Origin of the sequence: Halopseudomonas sp., from assembly GCF_041579695.1 — a bacterium.
In the GTDB taxonomy this organism is placed as follows: Bacteria; Pseudomonadota; Gammaproteobacteria; order Pseudomonadales; family Pseudomonadaceae; genus Halopseudomonas.
In genome coordinates this window covers 1-21,410 of sequence record NZ_JBFGFI010000052.1, presented here as the reverse complement: position 1 = coordinate 21,410, position 21,410 = coordinate 1, and the positions used below count along the sequence as shown (strand labels likewise).

Here is a 21,410-nt window from a genome sequence, read left to right as displayed (position 1 = left end):
CTTTTCGTCATGGGTGACACGACCTGCAATCAGGGCGGGCAGATACAATAGTGAGGCGGCCCAGAACAGAACCGCGATGATATGCAACAGCAGGAACCAGAGCATCTGGTTGGCAATCTCCTTGTTGGCTCGCTCTTTCGACCGGTCACAGGATATTGACAGCGGCAAAGCCAAAAGTTGCCCCGATCACGCTGAAAGCAATCAATGCCAGCAGACCGTCCTGCGCGACCAGAGCAAGCCCGAGCGCCGCCAGTGCCACGCCGACTGCCGAGGCGCTGAAGGGCACCAGTTCGAACATGGGCATGATCATCGCAATACACACACAGAAAGCAGCGGTCACGTAAGCGCCGGAGCGACTGACAAGAAGCATCAGTCGCGGGCGGGTCAGGCGATCGACAAAACGTGCAGGTGGTGTAATCCAGCGCAACGCTGTCAAGACCTGAGCCTTATTGAGCGAACGATCCAGCAACCAGTGTGGCAGCCAGAAATAACGACGTCCAATCAACAGCTGCGCGCCAATCAGAAGAATAAAAGCCGCACTGACCGACGTCATTCCGGGAATGCCGCTCAGGGGGGATGACAGAACAAGGCCGATGACCAGCAGCAACGGCCCGAACGAGCGATGACCGATGGATTCAACCACAATACCGAGCGAGACCTCGCCTTTCTCGTTAGCCAGGGTGGCAATATGGTTGAACAGCTGCTCCAGGTTCCGCAATTCCTGAACCATATCATCCTCTATTCGGCAGACGGAGCAGACCGGGCAACTCCCTGTTACTGCCTTTGATGCCTTTTCAGCTGCAAGGTTCGATGGAATAGCATGGCACTGTCGGACAGTCCGCCCGGCAGTACCCTCTACTCAGAGCGGCTTGCCGCGATTGCCATGGGCCGCGACAAAGGCCTGTACCGCATGCAGTTCATCAGGCAGCACGGTGAAGCGCTCGTCGCGCTCGAACAGGTCGTCCAGGTGCGCCGGCAGCGCAGGCTCGACGTTCACATCGGCCTTGATCACCGCCTCGGGGAACTTGACCGGATGGGCGGTGCCCAGCGTGATCATCGGCAGGGACATCGAACGCCGGCATTCGCGTGCAGCACGCACGCCGATGGCCGTGTGCGGATCCAGCAGTTCACCGGTTTCGCGGTAGACCTCGCTGATGGTACTGCAGGTAGCGTCGTCGTCTACCGCAAGCGAGTCGAACAGCTTGCGGGTTTCCGTCCAGCGTTCTTCATCGACGCTGAGCATGCCCGTCTTCCTGAACTCCGACATAAGATCCGCCACTGCGAGCCCATTGCGTCCATGCATGTCGAACAGCAGGCGCTCGAAATTCGACGACACCATGATATCCATTGACGGTGACAGCGAAGGATGCAGAGTGTCCTTGGCATACTGATTGCCGCTCATGAAGCGGTGCAGGATGTCGTTGCGATTGGTAGCGACGATCAGCTGACTGATCGGCAACCCCATGTTGCGGGCCAGATAGCCGGCGAAAATATCGCCAAAGTTGCCGGTGGGCACGGAAAAGGCCATTGAACGCGCCGGGCCGCCGAGCTGCAAGGATGCGTGAAAGTAATAGACGATCTGGGCCATGATTCGCGCCCAGTTGATCGAGTTGACCGCTACCAGCCGCGTGCCCTTGAGAAAGCCCTGATCAGCAAAGCTGTTCTTGACCATTTCCTGGCAATCATCGAAATTGCCCTCGACCGCGATGTTGTGGATGTTGTCACCCTTGATCGTGGTCATCTGCCGGCGCTGCACTTCCGAGACGCGGTTGTGCGGATGCAGGATGAAGATATCCACGTTCTCGCAATGTTTGCAGCCTTCGATCGCCGCCGAGCCGGTGTCACCGGAGGTCGCGCCCATGATTACCACACGCTCGCCACGCTTGAGCAGAAAATGATCAAGCAGGCGGCCGAGCAGTTGCAGGGCAAAATCCTTGAACGCCAGTGTCGGGCCGTGGAACAGTTCCAGCACCCATTCATTCGCGCCCAGTTGACGCAGAGGGGCGATGGACTGATGGGCGAACACCGCGTAGGTTTCCTTGAGGATCCGCTTGAAGTCGGCATCGCTGATGCTGCCGGCGACAAAGGGCCGCATCACATTGAAGGCGAGCTCGTGATAGGGCAAGCCAGCCCAGGAAGCAATCTCTTCTTGGGTAAAACGTGGCAGATTTTCCGGCACATACAGGCCACCGTCCGTGGCCAGACCGGTCAAAAGCACATCTTCAAAATTCAGGGCGGGAGCCTGCCCCCGGGTACTTATGTAGCGCATCGTTGCAAACCTTCGGTTCGAGCTTCAAGCCACAAGCTTCAAGCCACACGCGACCAGAGTGACTCCGGCCCACTTGCAGCTTGCAACTTGTGGCTTGCCGCGGTTAGTTCAGTTGTTCCACCCGGATCCGCATGAGGGGCGAAGCCACCTCGTCGAGTGCCTCGAGCGCTTCAATGGCATCGTTCATCTTCTGCTCGCGCACGCGGTGCGTCATGATGATGATCGGCACCAGGCCGGCCTGCTCCTCGACTTCCTTCTGCAGGATCGATTCGATGTTGATACCGCGATCGGACAGGATGGTCGCTACCTTGGCCAGAACGCCGGGACGGTCCTTGGCCTGGATACGCAGGTAATAAGCTGTCTCTATCGCCGAGGCAGGTAATACCGCCAGATCAGAAAGCGACTCTGCGCGAAAAGCCAGGTGCGGCACGCGATTGTTCGGATCAGTGGTCAGGGCACGAACCACATCGATCACATCGGCAACCACCGAGGATGCGGTGGGTTCAGCGCCGGCGCCGGCGCCGTAATATAGCGTGGAGCCCACGGCATCACCGTTGACCATGATCGCGTTCATCACGCCGTTCACGTTCGCAATCAGCCGGTCGGCCGGAATCAGCGTGGGGTGCACGCGCAGTTCCACGCCTTGGGCGGTGCGCCGGGCGATGCCCAGGTGCTTGATACGATAGCCGAACGCCTCGGCATAGCGCACATCCGCGGTGGTCAGCTTGCTGATACCCTCGGTATAGGCCTTGTCGAACTGCAGCGGAATACCGAACGCAATTGATGCGAGGATAGTCAGCTTGTGCGCTGCGTCGATGCCTTCCACGTCGAAGGTCGGATCCGACTCGGCGTACCCGAGCATCTGGGCCTCGGCCAGCACGTCATCGAACGTACGGCCCTTGTCGCGCATCTCGGTCAGAATGAAGTTGCCGGTGCCATTGATGATGCCGGCAACCCAGTCGATCTGGTTGGCTGCCAGGCCCTCACGCAGCGCCTTGATGATCGGGATACCACCGGCGACCGAGGCCTCGAAAGCCACCACCACACCCTGCTTGCTGGCTGCTTCAAAAATCTCGTTACCATGTACCGCGATCAACGCCTTGTTGGCCGTGACCACGTGCTTGCCGTTGGCAATAGCCTGCATCACCACGTCGAAAGCGACGCTGTAGCCACCGATCAGCTCGATAATGACTTCGATCTCGGGATTGTTGACCACTTCGAACACGTCGGCAGTGATCGGCGTGTCGCCGGTGTCACAGGCAGGGTTCAGATGCCGCGCAGCAATCTGGGCAACCTCGATGCCGCGTCCGGCCCGCCGGGAAATTTCGGCTGCATTGCGCTGCAGAACATTGAAGGTGCCACCGCCGACGGTGCCCAAACCACATATACCTACTTTCACCGGTTTCAAACTAGTCTCCAATTGATCAAATGATTGAGGATTGCCCGAGCCTTGCAGCTCGCAGCACTCATTTTACTGCTATAGGCCGTTACTGATTAGCCAGCGCTTCCTCGGCCAGCACTTTCGCCGGCTTGTAGCCAGGCACCAGCGTGCCATTTGCCAGGAAGATGGCGGGCGTGCCCTGAACCCCGATCTGCATACCCAGCTGATACTGCTGCTCGACCGGATTGGGGCAACTGGCGTCGGCTATGCTATTGCCGAGCTTTGCCTCGGTCATTGCCTGCTGCGGATCATCCGCACACCAGATCGACTCCATGGTTCGCGCGCTATCGCCGGCCGGCCCGCTACGCGGGAATGCCGCGTAGCGCACTTCTATGCCAAGCGCGTTGAGCTCGTCAACTTCGCTGTGCAGCAAGCGGCAATAGCCACAGTCCACGTCGGTAAAGATGGTGACATGGGTCTTGGGTTCCTCGGCTGCGAAAATCACCAGCTCCTCGCGGGGTATCGCGTTCAGCGATTCGCCGATGGCACTGCTTTCTGCTGCAGCGGTGAGGTTCTTGAGCGTGCCGTCGGTGACATCAAACAGCGCGCCCTGCACCAGAAACTTGCCGTCGGGGCTGGCGTAGATAATCCGGCCGCTCTCCATCTGGACCTGATATAGACCATCCAGCGGCGACTCACTGATGCTCTGCACCTGCATCGGCAAATTGAGCTTGGCCAGGCTGGCACGAATCTCGTCGGCGGGGGCCGCCATGACAACCGGCGCACCAAGGGCGAGCAACAAAGCTGTGTAGTATTTAAATCGCATCAGGGGTCCTCTTCGTGACGGCCAAGCTTAGCATGAAACCTCGGCCTCACCCACGGGGATGATGGCTGGCGTGCAGATCGCTCAGGCGCTGCCGAGCGACGTGAGTATAGATCTGCGTGGTAGACAGGTCACTGTGTCCGAGGAGCATCTGTACCACCCGCAGATCTGCGCCGTGGTTGAGCAGATGGGTGGCGAACGCGTGCCGCACCGTGTGCGGCGAAAGGTTGCCCCGGATACCCGCCTGGCTGGCATGCAGCTTGATCCGGTGCCAGAACGTCTGCCGGGTCATCTCGCTGCCGCGCCGACTGGGAAAAAGCACATCTGCGGCCTGGCCACCAAGCAGCGCCGCCCTTCCCTCGCGCAGGTAGCGTTCGATCCAGCTCAGTGCTTCCTCGCCAAGCGGCACCAGGCGTTCCTTGCTGCCCTTGCCGGTCACCCGCAAGACCCCCTGTCTTAAATTCAGCTGATCCAGACGCAGGCCGGTAAGCTCGCTGACCCGCAGCCCGCACGCGTAGAGCACCTCGAGCATGCAACGGTCGCGCAGGCCCAGGCTGTCGGTGACATCAGGAGCGGCCAGCAGCGCTTCGACATCGGCCTCGCTGAGCGCCTTGGGCAACGGGCGACCCATTTTCGGCAATGCAATATCCAGCGTGGGATCTTCGGTTATCAGGTTCTGCCGCAACGCATGCCGGTAGAATCCACGCAGACATGACAGCAGCCTGGCGGTGGAACGCGCCTGGTAGCCCTTGCCAATGCGCCAGCCCAGGTGTTCCATCAGGTCTGCGCGGCTGGCCCTCAACAGGACGCTATTACGCGCGGCCAGCCAACCGGCCAGGTGCTCAAGATCGGTACGGTACGCCTCCAGCGTGGGGCGTGCCAGGCCGCGCTCCAGCCATAGATTGTCTATGTAACCGGCGATAGTAAGCTGCTCGGCGTCGCTGATCACCGCCCGGGGCATCGGATGCTGCATGGGCGCTGGTCCGGATTTGATCATTAAATGCTCTCGGGACGCTGAAAATAAAAACATCATACGCCAGCCAATAAAAAAGCAGCCCGCAGGCTGCTTTTATTTCGTACCGGAGAAGCAGGCTGATCAGCCCAGCTTTTCCTTGATACGAGCGGCACGACCGGACAGGGCGCGCAGATAGTAAAGCTTGGCTTTACGTACATCACCACGACGCTTGACGGTCAGGCTGTCGATCAGCGGAGAGTAGCTCTGGAAGGTACGCTCAACGCCTACACCGCTGGAGATCTTGCGCACGGTGAACGCGGAGTTCAGACCCCGGTTACGCTTACCGATAACCACGCCTTCAAAGGCCTGCAGACGCTCACGCTCGCCTTCCTTCACCTTAACCTGAACGATCACAGTGTCACCCGGAGCGAACTCGGGCAACTTCTTGCTCATCTGCTCAGCTTCGATCTGGGCAATAATGTTGGACATTTCATACTCCTGCACAAGCCGTCGGACTTGAATCAATGGTTATCGGTTTCCCGTTCGCGGATAAATTCCGCCAACAGCTGTTGCTGTTCTTTGCTCAGCGTTAGATCCTCGAGCAACTCTGGCCGACGTTGCCAGGTTCTGCCCAGGGACTGCTTGAGACGCCAGCGCCGGATCAACTCATGGTTCCCACTGAGCAGCACCTCCGGTACGCGCCGCTCTGCAATCTCTTCCGGCCGGGTGTAATGCGGACAATCCAGCCACCCTTCCGAAAATGAATCCTCAACCGCTGAATCCGCATGCCCGAGCACGCCGGGGATCAGTCTGGTTACCGAGTCCAGCAGCACCATGGCTCCCAGCTCGCCCCCTGACAACACATAGTCGCCAAGGGATATTTCTTCATCTACGCACATCTCGATAATGCGCTCGTCGATCCCTTCGTAGCGTCCGCATAACAGCACCATGCTGTCCAGCGACGCCAGCTCCTGCACCCGTTGCTGGGTCAGCGGCTGGCCCTGGGGCGACAGATAGATCACCCGGGGCTTCGAGGGCGCCTGCGCCGTGATCGACTCGATCGCTTCCAGCAGCGGCTCGACTTTCATCAACATCCCGGGACCACCGCCGAAAGGCCGGTCATCTACCGTACGATGCCGATCGTGGGTATGCTCTCGCGGATTGCTGAAGGCAACTTCAAGCTGACCACGTTTGACTGCGCGCCCGGTTACACCGTATTCGGTCAGCGCAGTGAACATCTCCGGAAACAGCGTTACTACACCGGCCCACACCGGTCAGAACTCCGGATCCCAATCAACCTGCATCACACCTGCCTGCAAATCGACGGACTTAACGTACAGATCCGGCAGATAGGGCAGCAAACGCTCACGCTGATCCAGGCTGCCTTCACAGGGTTTGACTACCATCACATCGTTGGAGCCGGTCTCAAGCAGGTGATCAATCAGGCCCAGCAGTTGCCCCTGAACCGTTATCACCTGCAAACCTTCCAACTGATGCCAGTAATACTCGCCTGTATCAAGATCAGGCAGCGCAGCCTCAGCCACACAAATCTCGCTACCCACCAGCTCCAGCGCCTGATCCCGGTCTGTCACCCCTTCAAGGTTAACTACCAGCACCCGGCTCTGCACGCGACCATCAAGCACCTTGATGGAGTGGGTCTGATCACCCTTGCGGAGTATCCACTCGGGATAGTCCAGCGCGTTATCCAGCGGATCAGTATCGGACTTGACCTTGACCGAGCCGCGAATGCCGTGCACCGAGACAATCTTGCCGAGGACCACCAAAGGCGATCCGGACGACTCCGGCAGGTTGCTCATATCAGGCGGAAGCCTGAGTTTCCTTCAACAGGGAAGCAACGCGTTCGGACGGCTGTGCACCCTGGCTCAGCCAGTAGCTTACGCGCTCCTGGTTGACGGACAGGCGAACTTCAGCACCGTTGGCAACGGGGTTGAAGAAGCCAACGCGCTCGACGAAACGGCCATCACGGGCGTTGCGGCTGTTGGCGACAGTCAGGTGATAGAAGGGGCGCTTCTTGGAGCCACCACGAGCTAGACGAATGGTTACCATGTGGACATCGTTTCCTGTATTTGAATACCGCTCATTGAATCAATTACGGGCCACTACCTGGAATGCAGGTCTCTTGTGCCCGAAAGGTCGCGTATTCTACGGAATATCGCGGCTATTGAAAACTCTTTTCTGCAAGGCAGCCGGGTGACCGGCGATGAGCTCAGAACTTGGGCATGCCGCCGCCCGGTGGCATCATGCCACCGCCGCCGCCCATGCCGCCCATCCCACGCATCATCTTCGCCATACCACCCTTGCCACTGACCTTCTTCATCATTTTCTGCATCTGCTTGTGCTGCTTGATCACCCGCCCGATATCCTGGATCTGGGTGCCCGAACCGGTCGCGATCCGCCGCTTGCGCGAACCACTGATGATGTCGGGATTACGCCGCTCGGCCGGCGTCATCGAATTGATGATTGCCTCCATGCGGCTGAATTGCTTTTCCGCCTCGGTCTGCGCGGTTTCCATCTGTGACGGATTGATCTTGCCCATCATCGGCAGTTTTTCCATCATCGAGCCCAGACCGCCCATGCCGCGCATCTGCTGCAACTGGTCGCGGAAGTCCTCGAGATCAAAGCCTTTGCCTTTCTTCAGCTTCTTGGCGAGCTTCTCGGCCTTGTCCTTGTCGAGTCTCTGTTCGGCCTGCTCGATCAGACTGAGCACGTCGCCCATACCGAGGATGCGTGAAGCGATCCGGTCGGGATGGAAAGGCTCCAGCGCGTCGGTTTTCTCACCGACACCAAGGAACTTGATCGGCTTGCCGGTGATGTGCCTGACGGAGAGCGCAGCACCACCGCGCGAATCGCCATCGACCTTGGTCAGAATCACACCGGTCAGTGGCAACGCCTCGTTGAACGCCTGGGCGGTAAGCGCAGCATCCTGACCGGTCATGGCATCGACTACGAACAGCGTCTCGGCAGGCTTGGCCGCGGCGTGCACCGCACGAATCTCGTCCATCATGTCGGCGTCGATAGCCAAACGACCGGCGGTATCGATGATCAGCACATCCATGAAGCGGCTACGCGCCTCGCGCATGGCCGCCTGGACGATATCTACTGGCTTCTGTCCGGCATCGGACGGGAAGAAATTGACGCCTACTTCCGCCGCCAGGGTCTCCAGCTGTTTGATCGCGGCCGGCCGATAAACGTCAGCACTGACCACCATGACCTTTTTCTTCTGCCGCTCGCGCAGCGTCTTGCCCAGCTTGGCGACAGAGGTAGTCTTACCCGCGCCCTGCAGACCCGCCATCAGGATCACAGCTGGCGGAGTAACTGCCAGATTGAGGCCTTCGGCCTCCCCCATGACAGCTTCGAGCTCGGCCTTGATGATCTTGACGAACACCTGACCCGGGGAAAGACTGCGGGATACTTCCTGACCAACGGCACGCTCACGCACCTGGTCAACGAATGCCTTGACTACCGGCAGCGCAACATCCGCTTCCAGCAAGGCCATGCGTACTTCACGCAGGGTATCCTTGATATTTTCTTCGGTGAGCTTGGCCCGACCTGTCACACCCCGCAGACTGTGCGACAGACGTTCGGTAAGATTGTCGAACATGCTGAATCTCCTATGCTTCCCGTAACCCGGACAGACGGTTGAAGCGATCAAGCGGCGCAGTATACCCTGCGGCGATTGTGTATGACAGGGAGCGCTTTAACAGCGGCGCGGCTTGTGCCACACTTCGATTCCAATGATTCTCATTGCAAGGAAGTATGACAACCCTCATCTTCAGCCTGCTCGCTGTGTTCCTGTATCTGGGGGGCAGCATCTATCAGATGCGCTGCCTGGCCAAGCGCCTGGCCGTCAATGTCCATGTGTTGCGCGCCATCGGCCTGGTTGCGCTGCTCGCGCATGCCGGTAGCCTGTATCTGCAACTGATCACCGAGGCCGGACTGGCCCTGGGCTTTTTCAATGCAGCCTCCCTGGTGGCCTGGCTGGTTATCGCAGTCACTCTACTGTCCAGCTTCCGTGCGCCCGTCCTGAGCCTGTTGCTCGGCCTTTATCCCCTGGCCGTGGTCACGGTCCTCCTGGCCTGGCTGTTTCCCGGGCATGGCACCTTACTGGTGACTGGCCAAGGCATGTTGGTGGCGCACATTCTGCTGTCCATCCTGGCGTACGGGATACTGACTATTGCAGCCTTCCAGGCCGGCTTGCTGGGCATCCAGAACTACCAGCTCAAGCATAAGCACCCTACCCGCTTTATCCGCACCTTTCCGCCCTTGCAGACCATGGAACGCCTGCTGTTCCAGTTTCTGCTCTGCGGCGAGCTGCTACTGACCCTGGCACTTGTCACTGGATTCGTCTTCCTCGACAACATGTTTGCCCAGGATGTCGCGCACAAGACGCTGCTCTCCTGTCTGGCCTGGGTTGTCTTCGGCGTTCTGCTCTGGGGCAGGCACTTCCGCGGCTGGCGCGGCAGCAATGCCATCCGCTGGACCCTCGCCGGCTTTCTGCTGCTGGCCCTGGCCTATTTTGGCAGCAAGCTGGTCAGTGAGTTCTTCCTGGCCGCCTGACCATGCTCCCTCTTTCCATTGTCCTTGAGGTCACCTCTTGAACGACTCGCACACCACCTTCCTGCTGATAAGCCTTGCTGTACTGATTGTGCTCTCGGCGTTTTTTTCAAGCTCTGAAACCAGCATGATGAGCCTTAACAGGTATCGCCTTAAGCACCTGGCCAAGGAAGGCAACAGGGGCGCCCGCCGCGCCTCGAAACTGCTGGAGCGCCCCGACCGGCTACTCGGCACCATCCTGGTCGGCAACAATATCGTTAACATTCTGGCCGCCTCCATCGCCACCGTGGTCGCGGTGCAGATATGGGGTGAGGCAGGCATTGCAATCGCTACCATCGGCCTGACCATCATCATTCTGATTTTTGGAGAGATCACCCCGAAGACCCTGGCCGCGCTGCGTCCGGAACTGATCGCCTTTCCGGTCAGCATCGTGCTTCAGATATTGCAGAAGATCCTCTATCCGGTGGTCTGGGTCTGCAGCAGTATCAGTAATGCCCTGCTGCGGCTACTGGGCGTCAATGTGTCAGCCGATGCGGGCGATCAACTGAGCGTCGAGGAGCTGCGTACCGTGGTGCGCGAAGCCGGCCTGGGCATTACTCGCAGCCGCCAGAACATGCTATTGGGCATCCTCGACCTGGAGAAGATGACCGTTAACGACATCATGATCCCGCGAAATGAAGCCGTCGGCATCGACCTGGAAGACAGCTTGCCAAGCATCAACAGCCAGCTGCGTACGTGCCACCACACGCGTCTTCCGGTGTTCCAGGGTGATATCAACAATGTGACCGGCATTGTTCACATGCGCTCGATAGCACGCCTGCTGAGCCGCGGCGATCTGACCAAGGAAAGCCTGATCAGCGCCTGCAAGGAGCCCTATTTCGTGCCCGAAAGCACGCCTCTGCACACGCAGCTGTTCAATTTTCAGAAACAGAAACGACGGATTGCGATCGTGGTGGACGAGTACGGTGACGTCATCGGTCTGATCACGCTGGAAGACATTCTGGAAGAGATCGTTGGCGAGTTCACCAGCGATATGCTCTTGCCCAGCCAGGATATCCATCCGCAGGACGATGGCCGCTTCGTGATCGAAGGCGGCAGCGCCATCCGGGCGATCAACCGACAACTGAAATGGAAGCTGCCCGCTGACGGCCCGAAAACGCTCAACGGCCTGATAACCGAGGAACTGGAAAGCATTCCCGAGACTGCCGTGTGCCTCACGGTCGGGTCTTATCGCATGGAAATCCTGCAAACCAAGGACAACATGGTCAAAAGCGTCCGGGTATGGGACCGGGCCCTGGATCACGGAGGACCGTTACCCAGGTCCGAGCCGGAAGAAAATCCGGCCCAGTGACGCGGGTCAGGCCGGAATCAGAGCTGGACCTCGATCGCATCGACTACCGCCATCGCTGTCGCGCGCGCATCGGCGATATCCTCGCCGCGCGCCAGCGCCACACCCATTCTGCGCTGTCCGCTGACTTCCGGCTTGCCGAACAGGCGTAGCTGGGAGTCCGGCCGGGCCAGCGCCTGATGCAGATTGGCAAAGCTCACCGAACCGGACTCGCCCTCCACGATCAGCACCGCGGAGGCTGAAGGCCCCAGCTGCCTTACCGCAGGGATCGGCAAACCGAGAATTGCCCGCGCGTGCAGGGCAAACTGCGACAGGTCCTGGGAAATCATCGTAACCATGCCGGTATCGTGGGGCCTGGGCGAGACTTCACTGAACCACACCTCGTCGCCGCGTACGAACAGTTCGACGCCGAACACACCGCGCCCTCCCAGCGCGTCTGTCACTGCCTGGGCAATGCGCTTGGACTCGGCCAGCGCTGCGTCGCTCATCGCCTGGGGTTGCCAGGATTCCTGATAGTCACCGCCAGCCTGTCGATGGCCAATCGGATCGCAGAAAACGGTGCCATCGATATGCCTGACGGTCAGCAGAGTGATCTCGTAATCAAATTCGACCAGACCCTCGACGATAACCCTGCCACCGCCGGCCCGGCCACCGGACTGCGCGCAGTCCCAGGCGGCCTGCACAGCATCCTGATCGCGAACCAGACTCTGGCCCTTGCCTGAAGAGCTCATGACCGGTTTGACCACGCAAGGCAGGCCGACTTCGTTGATCGCCGCCTGGTACTCATCCACTGTGCCGGCAAACCGGTATCCGGAGGTCGGCAAGCCCAACTCCTCGGCGGCCAGCCGGCGGATACCCTCGCGGTCCATGGTCAGCCAGGCGGCGCGAGCAGTAGGAATAACCGTATAGCCTTCAACTTCCATATCGCGCAGGGTCTGAGTGGCGATCGCCTCGATCTCCGGCACAATGTAATCCGGCTGTTCCAGCTCGATCACCGAGCGCAGCGCCGCACCATCGAGCATACTGATCACGTGGCTGCGATGGGCCACCTGCATGGCCGGCGCACGTTCGTAACGGTCGACAGCGATCGTTTCGCAGCCCAGGCGTTGGAGCTCGATAACCAGCTCCTTGCCCAGCTCACCCGCTCCCAGCAGCAGGACTCGAATCGCGCCCTGGGTACCCGGCGTTCCTATCTGACTCATGTTATTTGGCTCATGTCTGAAGTCCCTTATCCTGATGGCTTGAAAACCATAATCCCTGGGCGCGGGCACGCGTCTGACAGCGGCCCAACACCTCGCGGCGCTGCGTTTCGTTCATTCGTGTCCACTGGCTGATTTCCATCCCGCTACGTTGGCAGCCAGTACAGATATCCTGCTCATCCAGCGCACAGACTCCGACGCAGGGGGAGGTCACCCCGGCCATACTCAGTCTTCCTGGGGCTTGAGATCGCGCTGGTAGCGCTGGGCATTGTGCACATAATGCGCAGCGCTGGCCTCGAGCATTTTCTTCTGCTGCTCGTTCAATTCACGCACCACCTTGCCGGGGGAGCCAACTACCAGAGACCCATCAGGAATTTCCTTGCCTTCGCCAATCAACGTGTTGGCGCCAATGATGCAATGCTTGCCGATCTTCGCGCCGTTGAGCACCACAGCGCCGATGCCCACCAGACTGTAGTCGCCCACGGTGCAGCCGTGCAGCATGGCGTTATGACCCACGGTGACGCCCTTGCCCAGCGTAAGCGGATAACCCATGTCGGTATGCATCACTGCTCCATCCTGCACATTGCTGTGTTCGCCGATCAGGATCAGTTCGTTGTCCCCGCGCAGCACCGCGCCAAACCAGACATTGGCGCCGGCTTCGAGCCGCACCTTGCCGACGACTGCAGCCGAATCGGCGATCCAGGCATCATCTGCCATCTCTACTCGGTCGTTACCCAGGCTGTATTTCATCTTCTCTCCTGCTTGCGATCTTCATCGTAAGGGGTGTGCAATTCTATTTCGGCGTCAAATGCGATGTTGACGAACTCGGCCAGCATCAGCGCTGTCAGGCCCCAGATCTTGTGGCCCTCATAGCGGTAGCTGGGTACATACCAGCTACGACCCTCGTAATCTATGCGGTGCGTCATTTCCCGGCGGTCTTCCAGAAAGAAGCTTACCGGCACCCGGAATACCGTTTCGATTTCACCGGCGTTGGGCACCAGATCAAACACGTCGGGGACGATGCCGACGTAGGGAGTCACCTTGATTCCAAAGCGTGACACCAGGGAGCCGAGCGGGCCGACCACATCTACCAGCTCCGGCAACAGGCCAATTTCTTCATGGGTTTCGCGTAGCGCCGTGTATTGCAGATCCACATCGCCGGGATCGCGACGCCCGCCCGGAAACGCCACTTCACCGGAATGGGTAGAAAGGCGCTGGGAGCGGACGGTAAGAATGATCTCCGGCCGATCGTGCACGCAGGTGACCGGAATCAGCACCCCCGCCTCCGGCAACCCAGCAGCTTCGATCTTTCTCGGACGATGTTCGCCCACCCGCAGGCGCATCTTGTCCAGCATTCAATTCACCTCTATCGTTTTCAGTAATGATGTCATGATCACTTACGTAGAACCAGTTGCCCAGCCGGCAAATGCGCCGCAAGATAGGACAAAACAGATCGGCTAACGAGACAGCGAATCATGAAGTTCTGCAGCGATTGCGGTCAGCAGGTCAGCCAGCGCATTCCCGACGGCGATAACCGGTCGCGGTATGTCTGCAACCATTGCGAGACTATCCATTACCAGAATCCGCGCATTGTCGCGGGTTGCCTGGTCGTCCATGAAGAACAGGTTCTGTTGTGCCGACGTGCGATCGAGCCACGCATTGGCTACTGGACATTGCCTGCGGGCTACATGGAAAACGGCGAAACAACAGAAGAGGCCGCACTGCGCGAAACCTGGGAGGAAGCCCAGGCCCGTGTCAGCGAACAGGAACTCTATATGTTGTTCAACCTGCCGCACATCAACCAGGTGTACATGTTTTTCCGCGGCAAACTGATCGATCACACCTTCGCTGCCGGGGAAGAAAGCCTGGAAGTAAGACTCTTTACCGAAGCAGAGATTCCGTGGGACGAGCTGGCCTTTCCGACAGTCGGCAAGACGCTCAAGCAATATTTCCATGACCGCCAGCACAGCCACTATCCAATCCGCATGCGGGACATCGTCTACCGCCCCGGCCAATCACGTCGGGTCAGTTGATGTTGCTACGGATCTATCTGTTGCTGGCTCTGCTCGGCGCCCCCATGCTGACGGGCAACGCTCATGCCGCCGACCCGGTCATCGACAAACTGCTGGTACACAAGCATGAACGCCGGCTTGAGGTAATAAGCAATGGTGAGGTGATCCACACCTACCGTGTTGCACTCGGTGAGCAGCCGGTGGGGCATAAACAGGAGGTCGGTGACAATAGAACGCCCGAGGGTTTTTACAGCATTGACTGGCGCCACAAGAGCCCCGACTACAACCTCAGCATGCATCTGGACTACCCCAACCTCAAGGACCAGACTTCGGCCTACGAGCGTGGAGTGGATCCCGGGGGCATGATCATGATTCATGGCACCCCGATAGACGAGGAATACCCCGAGTGGTATTTCGAAGGACTGGACTGGACCAACGGCTGCATCGCATTGACCAATCCGGAAATGCGTGAGCTCTGGGATCTGGTGCCCGACGGAACCCTGGTTGAAATCAGACCTTGACTGAATCAGGACCTTTTTCTGCTGCCACTCTAGCGTGGGGTTGGAGCCTCCACCTCTATCGGACACAACTGGCAGGAAGGTCCGATCAACTCACCCACGGTACTCAACTCCAGCATGAACGTGCGTCGGGCCAGGACTTCCTTCGGGCAGGTCCGGGCCTGATCAGGGAGATTGCGCTCAGAACTCGGCCAGCATCCAGCAATCAAATGCCGGTTCCTCATAGGGATGAGCCCGGCGTAGTGCCGCCACCGCATCACGAATCATGCCGTCGGCACAGACCATCTCCACCCGGTACTCCTCGACCCGTTCAAGTGCACCGCCGGATTCCCCGATAAACGGCTGACTGCCGGGCAACGGCCTGAACTGCCCCATACCCTTGATTTGCCAGCAGCACTGATCGTATTCACCGATCCGACCGGCACCTGTCTCGAATATCGCCTGTTTTACCGTTTCAAGGTGAAATTCGGGTACGAAGAAACATAGCTTATACATACGCCCTCCTTAAACACTTGGCCGGAATAAAAGATGAACGATTCCCTTCTACGGATCAATAACGAATAAGCTTATGCTGATATTGCAGACTGCACCCCAGGTGATCGAACAGGTTATTGTTTAGCAGCATGGCCATGCCCTGGATCTGCCGCAAACCGTCAGAGAGAATCAAGAGATGTCTGGTGGTTGTCAGTGTGCCGCGTAACGCTATCCACAGGCCATATTCGCCTGAACTGAAAGCGCCAGCGCGGTGGTTGCTCAGTGGTAGCGATGCAAAAGCATGCTGAGTAACTCCGGCTGGAATATGCGCTTTACGGTTATCGCATAAAATCGCTCATGGACGCTGTCCAGGGCTGCCCGCTCCAGTAATTTGCCGGAGGCAAGCTCGTCCTTGACTACGACTCGAGGCAAGACCGCGAAGGCCTGGCTGTCTCTGGCCATAAGACGCAGCATCGCCATGTCGTCCACTTCTGCCTTCAGCTCCGGATTAAGCGCCTCACGCAGACAGAACGCATCGAACTCCCCCCGAATGCCATGTTTGCGGCTAGGTAGTACCCAGGGGTATTGGTCAAGGCCGGCGGCTTCCAACGCGGGCGGACATACGATACTGACTGGCTGACGCGACAGGAGATGAATCTGCCATGGCTGGCTGTCGTCGGATTCGATACTTGCATTGGTGAGCACCACATCCAGCTGATGGCGGGTCAGATCCTCCAGCAGCTTGTGCTGGTTATCGGAAATCAACGATACGCTGGCTTCCGCATCCTGCATGGCCGGTCCGATGAATTCCTCGATGAAGTTTCGTGACATGTAACTGGTGGTACCGATACGCAGCCGCTTGTTGGCCGAACTGATGCCCTGCCGTAACAGCACCTCCAGTTCTTCCCCGCGGTGAAAGATATCCTCGGCAAACTGCATGGCCTGCCGGCCGGACTCTGTCAGCACCAGCTTGCGCCCGCTGCGGTGGAACAGCTGGCAGTCCAGGCTCTCTTCCAGACTGCGTATCTGTGTAGACAGGGCTGACTGGGAGACATGCAGCTGCTGTGCGGTGCGGGTCAGATTACCCGACACCGCAACCTGCCAGAAATAGTACAGATGCCGATAGTTGAGTCGGCTCATGGATGCCTCCGGGCCAATTCGTTCTGTAAAAAAGAACGATTGCATACCGATTATGAATTTTACCTAATCGATTGAGCCATCAATACTCCCTTCAGGTCAACGGGAGGACACCGATATGGAATCTTTAACCGCTTTGAACGTGCTTGCTGTGCCACTGGTGTTTGCCGCCGCCATGTGGCGGTCCGCGCGCAGTGCTGGTGCTCTGCCGGGGCTGCTGCTCGCGGCAGTGATCGTCTGCGTCGATGCATTCGGCATTGTGGATCTCAACCTGGGCGCCGTGCAGAACATCATGTTGCTGCTGGTGGCAGGGCTGGGCTGGATCGTCAGCCGATTCAGTGAACATTATCTGGCCGGCGACCCTGGTCAGCCGCGCTTCTTTCGCTGGCTCAATGCCCTGCTGGCCAGCGTCACCCTGGTGATCGTAGCCGACAATCTGGTGGTGTTCTGGCTTGCCTGGGTCAGCATCAGCCTGAGCCTGCACCAGCTGTTACTGTTCTATCCGGAGCGGCCGCGGGCGGCACTGGCAGCGCACAAGAAATTCGTCTTTGCGCGGATTGCCGACGCGGCACTGCTGACCGCCTTCGTTCTGTTTTACTGGCAGTACCAGACCCTGTCCATCGACAATCTTGCCACTATCTGGCGGGCCGGCGAGTCGCTACCGGTCTCCATGCAAATCGCTGCCTGCCTGATAGTCCTGGTGGCGGTACTCAAATGCGCCCAGATGCCCTTCCATGGCTGGCTCATCCAGGTTGTCGAAGCGCCTACGCCCGTTTCTGCCCTGCTCCACGCTGGCGTAGTCAACCTGGGCGGCTTTTTGCTACTGCGTTTGTCCGGCCTGCTGGAACTTTCGGGGGTGGCCTCCGGTCTCCTGCTGGTGGTCGCCGGTGCCAGTCTGGTACTGGCCGCGCTGACAGCCATTACCCGGATAAGTATCAAGGTCAATCTGGCCTGGTCAACGGTAGCGCAAATGGCGCTCATGCTGGTGCAGATCAGCCTGGGACTTTACGACCTGGCGATGCTTCACCTGGTAGCGCACTCCTGCTACAAGGCCTATGCCTTCCTCAACTCTGGCAGCCAGGTCCAGCATTTCGTCACGGCCAGCGCAGCCCCGGGCGGGGGCGCCAGGTTTCACACAGCGCTGTTCGGCACCCTGGTCGCGTTTACCGGTTACCTGTACCTGGCGAGCCAGTTCGAACTGACCATCAGTACGCCGGAATGGCTGCTGCTGGCCCTGTACAGCATCGGCTTCGGTAGCCTCTGGCGCCGGCGCGGCTGGCTGCTTTCACTGGGGATGGTGGTGACTCTGGTCAGTCTGCACCTAAGCCTGAAAACGGCCATCGAATCCCATCTGATATTACCTGCCAGCAGCGCGCCGGACTGGGCTCTGATCTGGACAGCCCTGGTGATTCTGGCCCTGGCCACCGGCGGCTGGCTGATGCGTTTTGGTCGCAACAGCGCCCTGCGTCAGACACTGTCTCGTCATCTGTATGCCGGCCTGTACCTGGACGAGTGGGCAACACGCCTCACCCTGGCAGTCTGGCCGGTGCGCCTGCCCAAGCCTTTCACTCTCAAGCCCGATACCATCGTCGAGGAGACTCAGCCATGAATACTGTTGCGCACACCCTGACTGCACCGGTTGCTGTACTTGCCGCGGCCAATGCTGCCTGCGCGCGCATCGCGCCGACCTGGCCGCTTGATCAGCTGATAGCGGTCAATCCCTGGTGGTCCCTGCGCCAGCATCCGATGCCGGTCATCGCTGGCGAGCTGTCCTGGCTGGCAGGGGTGAGCTGTTTCCTCTCGGCTGCGGAGTATCGCGCGCAGCAGATCCCCAAGGACATCGTCGCTGCTGTACTGACAGAGCAGGAGATGGACCTGACGCTGGAGGCGTTCTGCACTGCCGATCCAGTGCGCCCTGCCACCTGGCAGAACCTGGACCGGTTGTTTGACCAGCATCGCAATCTCAACCGGCAGATCAGCTGGCGGGAGGAAATCATCCATCAGCTGAGCCAATTTGCCGGCCGCTACTTTGTTGACCAGCGCAGCGGTTTCTACCAGGCCTGGTTGCACACTACTCGCAACGATCATGGTCTCTCGATCCTGATGGCCGAGCCCGGCCTGGTCAGGCAGTTCGACCAGCTCCCCGATACGGCCGAAGAGTTGCTTGAAGTCGCACTGGAGGAGTTGCAGGTACCTGCGCAGTGGCACACCGAGTACTGCCACGCGCTGCTTCTGAGTTTCAATGGCTGGGCAAGCATGGCCGCCTATCAGGCCTGGCAAGCCACGTTGAACAATAAAGCCGACGGCACCACGCGCGAACTGCTCGCCGCCCGGCTGGCCTGGGAGCTGGTGTTGTGGCGCCATCTGGGCGCCCGTCACCCCGGCGTGGGCACGGCCTGGCGCGAACAGTTCGCCCGGGCAGCCCAGCAACGCCTGGCTCACGGGGCCTATGCCCGGCACCTGCACTGCTGGCAACTGGCTAGCGAACGCGCGTTCCAGCAGGGTCTGGAGCGCAAGCTCAGACTGCCTGAGCCCTCCGACTCGCCAGCGGCAACGCAAGCCTCCCCACCCCGCCTGCAGGCTGTGTTCTGCATTGATACCCGCTCTGAAGTCATGCGCCGGGCCCTCGAGGTGCAACATCCGCAGATCCAGACGCTCGGCTTCGCCGGCTTTTTCGGTCTGCCGCTGGCCTATCGCAGTGGCGCCTACAACCGGCCGCAACTGCCCGGACTGCTGGCGCCCGATTTGCAGGTGAGCGACGCCGACAAGCACTACGACGAGTCGGCCGGGACAAGTCTGGGCAGCCGCTGGCTGGGGCTGGCCAAGTCCACCAACGGTGGTTTCAGCCTGGTCGAATCCTCAGGACTGGCCTATGGCTTCGGATTGCTGCGCAACACCTTTGGCTGGCGCTCAGCCGCGAAGGCGGTCAGTCCCGCACAACGGCTGCAGATTCGCCGGGATGGCCAGCCCCTGTCAAAAGCCGCGCTGGCCGAACTGGCAGCGGGCGTGCTCGGCGCCATGGGGCTGGGTCAGAATCTGGCGCAGCAGGTGCTGCTGGTCGGGCATGGGGCGGACTGCCAGAACAACCCCCATGCTGCCAGTCTCGACTGCGGTGCCTGCGGCGGGCAAAGCGGCGAGGTCAACGTACGCATACTGGCGCAGATACTCAACGACCCGGACGTCAGGCCCTTGCTGGCTGACCGGGGTCTGCAGATACCCGCGGACACTGTCTTCTTCCCGGCGGTGCACAATACCACCACTGACGAGATTCGCATTCTTGCCGGCGACCCGGACGCTGAGCTGCTGCAATGGCTGGCGGCGGCACGCACCCAGTGCGCGGAAGAACGCGCTCGCCACCTGGATATTGCCGGTCAGCCTGCGGTAAGCGCCGTGGCCAGACGGGCCCGGGACTGGGCCCAGGTGCGCCCGGAATGGGGCCTGGCAAACAATGCCTGTTTCATCATCGCGCCCCGGTCGCGCACCCGGCACCTGAACCTGGAGGGCCGCAGTTTTCTGCATGACTATCAGTGGCAGGACGATACCGACTCGGCGTTACTCACGCAGATAATGACGGCGCCGATGCTGGTAACCAACTGGATCAACACGCAGTACAACGCCTCGGTGACCGAGCCCCATCTGTACGGCGCGGGTAACAAGACCCTGCATAACGTGGTGGGCGGCAACCTGGGGGTATTCGAGGGGAACGGAGGCGATCTGCGGATCGGCCTGCCTCTACAATCTGTACACAATGGCAACACCTGGATGCACCAGCCCTTGAGGCTGAGTGTCTATGTCGACGCGCCTCAATCAGCCATTGCCAACATAGTCGCGGCTCATCAAGACGTCCGCTGGCTGGTGGACAACCAGTGGCTGCACCTGTTCCAGCTGACACACACCGGCAGTTGCAGGTACTTCCGGGGCACATGGCATCTGTAGGATAACCGGTCTGCCAGGGATGGCTGACACTCAATCGCCGACTTGTTCGCCCAGCAGAAACGCTCTCATCACCGCTTCGTCACCGCTCGCCGCAATAACGCAGCCGCGCTCGGGATGATCACGGTGTGGCCAGGCGGTCGCGCGGGGTCAGCCGCGGGATAACAACGGAACTCAGTGAGCACGTCATGAATCAGACAGATAACCCTCTGGGAATAATTCAACGATGAGCCATCTGATTCTCCCGATATTGCGAATGCTCTTGCAGCGAGACGGGGCAACACGCTGACAGCATGGGCTCTGCCTCTGGGCAAAATCACCCCCTGCGCCCGCATCATGGTGTCCTGTGGTCGCCGTCCGGATGAACTCGTGTTGGTACAGGTCATCGTGGAACCGGAGACCATCCGGGAAGCAGTCTGACGCCTGCTGAAAGAACCGGGAGAGAGGGCCGAAGATGCTAGCTAGCCAGAGGAAAACCCCGTGTCTGAAGCAGCACAAGCATCGGTATTCCACACCTCCGGACTGACCAAAACCTACCGCCAGGGGGAGGTCGAAGTGCATGCCCTTCGCGGTATCGATCTGGATCTTTTTGCCGGTGAGATCGTCGTTATGCTGGGAGCATCCGGATCCGGCAAATCCACCCTTCTTAACATTCTTGGCGGGTTGGACGTCCCTACCAGTGGTGAGGTGCGTTACCAGAATATCGACCTGACCAAAGCCAAGGACAGTGAACTGACCCGATACCGCCGAGATTTCGTCGGCTTCGTCTTTCAATTCTATAACCTG

At 59.5% G+C, this 21,410-nt stretch carries 23 protein-coding genes; 7 read left to right on the top strand and 16 right to left on the bottom strand.

The annotated features are described in order from the left end of the window. Positions 1–145: 145 nt before the first annotated feature. The 10 genes from ABYA88_RS10845 to ffh all read right to left on the bottom strand — a co-directional run bounded on the left by ABYA88_RS10845 (position 146) and on the right by ffh (position 9,050). Positions 146–730 (bottom strand): exopolysaccharide biosynthesis protein, encoded by a 585-nt coding sequence (locus ABYA88_RS10845; RefSeq protein WP_373187273.1) that lies wholly within the window; start codon positions 728–730, stop codon positions 146–148. Positions 731–859: 129 nt separating this feature from the next. Then, complete coding sequence (thrC, locus tag ABYA88_RS10840) at positions 860–2,269, bottom strand: threonine synthase (protein WP_373187272.1); 1,410 nt, start codon at positions 2,267–2,269, stop codon at positions 860–862. Between the two features lie 103 nt (positions 2,270–2,372). Then, the gene (locus ABYA88_RS10835) at positions 2,373–3,677 is read right to left on the bottom strand and encodes a homoserine dehydrogenase (RefSeq protein ID WP_373187270.1); all 1,305 of its coding nucleotides are present in this window, start codon (positions 3,675–3,677) and stop codon (positions 2,373–2,375) included. 79 nt (positions 3,678–3,756) lie between these two features. Further along, positions 3,757–4,476 (bottom strand): disulfide isomerase DsbC N-terminal domain-containing protein, encoded by a 720-nt coding sequence (locus ABYA88_RS10830; RefSeq protein WP_373187268.1) that lies wholly within the window; start codon positions 4,474–4,476, stop codon positions 3,757–3,759. Positions 4,477–4,522: 46 nt separating this feature from the next. After that, positions 4,523–5,434 carry a site-specific tyrosine recombinase XerD gene (gene xerD, locus ABYA88_RS10825; RefSeq protein WP_373187275.1) on the bottom strand — a complete coding sequence of 304 codons (912 nt, stop codon included), beginning with the start codon at positions 5,432–5,434 and terminating at the stop codon, positions 4,523–4,525. Positions 5,435–5,569: 135 nt separating this feature from the next. Continuing rightward, positions 5,570–5,917 (bottom strand): 50S ribosomal protein L19, encoded by a 348-nt coding sequence (gene rplS, locus ABYA88_RS10820; RefSeq protein WP_150277828.1) that lies wholly within the window; start codon positions 5,915–5,917, stop codon positions 5,570–5,572. A gap of 32 nt (positions 5,918–5,949) precedes the next feature. Further along, positions 5,950–6,699: a tRNA (guanosine(37)-N1)-methyltransferase TrmD gene (trmD, locus tag ABYA88_RS10815; protein ID WP_373187267.1), complete on the bottom strand. Its 750-nt coding sequence runs from the start codon at positions 6,697–6,699 to the stop codon at positions 5,950–5,952. A gap of 3 nt (positions 6,700–6,702) precedes the next feature. Beyond that, positions 6,703–7,245, bottom strand: a complete 543-nt coding sequence (rimM, locus tag ABYA88_RS10810; RefSeq protein WP_373187266.1) for a ribosome maturation factor RimM — start codon at positions 7,243–7,245, stop codon at positions 6,703–6,705. Position 7,246: 1 nt separating this feature from the next. Continuing rightward, entirely contained in the window at positions 7,247–7,495 is a 249-nt protein-coding gene (gene rpsP / locus ABYA88_RS10805) for a 30S ribosomal protein S16 (protein WP_373187265.1), read from the bottom strand. 160 nt (positions 7,496–7,655) lie between these two features. Continuing rightward, positions 7,656–9,050 (bottom strand): signal recognition particle protein, encoded by a 1,395-nt coding sequence (gene ffh, locus ABYA88_RS10800; protein WP_373187264.1) that lies wholly within the window; start codon positions 9,048–9,050, stop codon positions 7,656–7,658. A gap of 155 nt (positions 9,051–9,205) precedes the next feature. Here ffh and ABYA88_RS10795 point away from each other — a divergent pair, with 155 nt between their 5' ends. Next, positions 9,206–10,006: an inner membrane protein YpjD gene (locus ABYA88_RS10795; RefSeq protein WP_373187262.1), complete on the top strand. Its 801-nt coding sequence runs from the start codon at positions 9,206–9,208 to the stop codon at positions 10,004–10,006. A gap of 37 nt (positions 10,007–10,043) precedes the next feature. Beyond that, positions 10,044–11,354, top strand: a complete 1,311-nt coding sequence (locus ABYA88_RS10790) for an HlyC/CorC family transporter (RefSeq protein ID WP_373187261.1) — start codon at positions 10,044–10,046, stop codon at positions 11,352–11,354. 17 nt (positions 11,355–11,371) lie between these two features. Here the strand turns inward: ABYA88_RS10790 and purT are convergent, their stop codons facing one another. The 4 genes from purT to ABYA88_RS10770 are packed head-to-tail and all read right to left on the bottom strand — an operon-like array spanning position 11,372 to position 13,905. Further along, positions 11,372–12,553: a formate-dependent phosphoribosylglycinamide formyltransferase gene (gene purT / locus ABYA88_RS10785; RefSeq protein WP_373187259.1), complete on the bottom strand. Its 1,182-nt coding sequence runs from the start codon at positions 12,551–12,553 to the stop codon at positions 11,372–11,374. A gap of 10 nt (positions 12,554–12,563) precedes the next feature. Further along, on the bottom strand, positions 12,564–12,773 hold the full coding sequence (locus tag ABYA88_RS10780; RefSeq protein ID WP_373187258.1) for a DUF1289 domain-containing protein: 210 nt from the start codon (positions 12,771–12,773) through the stop codon (positions 12,564–12,566). Between the two features lie 2 nt (positions 12,774–12,775). Continuing rightward, positions 12,776–13,300 carry a gamma carbonic anhydrase family protein gene (locus ABYA88_RS10775; protein WP_373187257.1) on the bottom strand — a complete coding sequence of 175 codons (525 nt, stop codon included), beginning with the start codon at positions 13,298–13,300 and terminating at the stop codon, positions 12,776–12,778. Further along, complete coding sequence (locus ABYA88_RS10770; RefSeq protein WP_373187256.1) at positions 13,297–13,905, bottom strand: CoA pyrophosphatase; 609 nt, start codon at positions 13,903–13,905, stop codon at positions 13,297–13,299. The genes ABYA88_RS10775 and ABYA88_RS10770 overlap by 4 nt, the downstream gene beginning before the upstream one ends. A 120-nt stretch (positions 13,906–14,025) precedes the next feature. Here ABYA88_RS10770 and ABYA88_RS10765 point away from each other — a divergent pair, with 120 nt between their 5' ends. Both ABYA88_RS10765 and ABYA88_RS10760 read left to right on the top strand, forming a co-directional pair. Continuing rightward, a complete protein-coding gene (locus tag ABYA88_RS10765; protein WP_373187255.1) occupies positions 14,026–14,583 on the top strand; it encodes an NUDIX hydrolase in 558 nt (185 codons plus the stop codon). A 44-nt stretch (positions 14,584–14,627) separates the two neighbouring features. Further along, entirely contained in the window at positions 14,628–15,083 is a 456-nt protein-coding gene (locus ABYA88_RS10760; RefSeq protein WP_373187274.1) for a murein L,D-transpeptidase family protein, read from the top strand. Positions 15,084–15,260: 177 nt separating this feature from the next. Here ABYA88_RS10760 and ABYA88_RS10755 read toward each other — a convergent pair whose 3' ends face one another. Both ABYA88_RS10755 and ABYA88_RS10750 read right to left on the bottom strand, forming a co-directional pair. Then, positions 15,261–15,575 (bottom strand): NGG1p interacting factor NIF3, encoded by a 315-nt coding sequence (locus ABYA88_RS10755; protein ID WP_373187254.1) that lies wholly within the window; start codon positions 15,573–15,575, stop codon positions 15,261–15,263. A 258-nt stretch (positions 15,576–15,833) separates the two neighbouring features. Continuing rightward, positions 15,834–16,694, bottom strand: a complete 861-nt coding sequence (locus tag ABYA88_RS10750; RefSeq protein ID WP_373187252.1) for a LysR family transcriptional regulator — start codon at positions 16,692–16,694, stop codon at positions 15,834–15,836. Between the two features lie 115 nt (positions 16,695–16,809). Between ABYA88_RS10750 and ABYA88_RS10745 the strand changes: the two genes are divergently transcribed. From ABYA88_RS10745 to ABYA88_RS10735, 3 genes are all read left to right on the top strand, one after another. Next, a complete protein-coding gene (locus tag ABYA88_RS10745) occupies positions 16,810–18,300 on the top strand; it encodes an NADH-quinone oxidoreductase subunit L (RefSeq protein ID WP_373187250.1) in 1,491 nt (496 codons plus the stop codon). After that, entirely contained in the window at positions 18,297–20,627 is a 2,331-nt protein-coding gene (locus ABYA88_RS10740; protein ID WP_373187249.1) for a YbcC family protein, read from the top strand. The genes ABYA88_RS10745 and ABYA88_RS10740 overlap by 4 nt, the downstream gene beginning before the upstream one ends. A gap of 477 nt (positions 20,628–21,104) precedes the next feature. Further along, on the top strand, positions 21,105–21,410 hold a 306-nt coding region (locus ABYA88_RS10735; protein ID WP_373187248.1), incomplete at its 3' end, for an ATP-binding cassette domain-containing protein.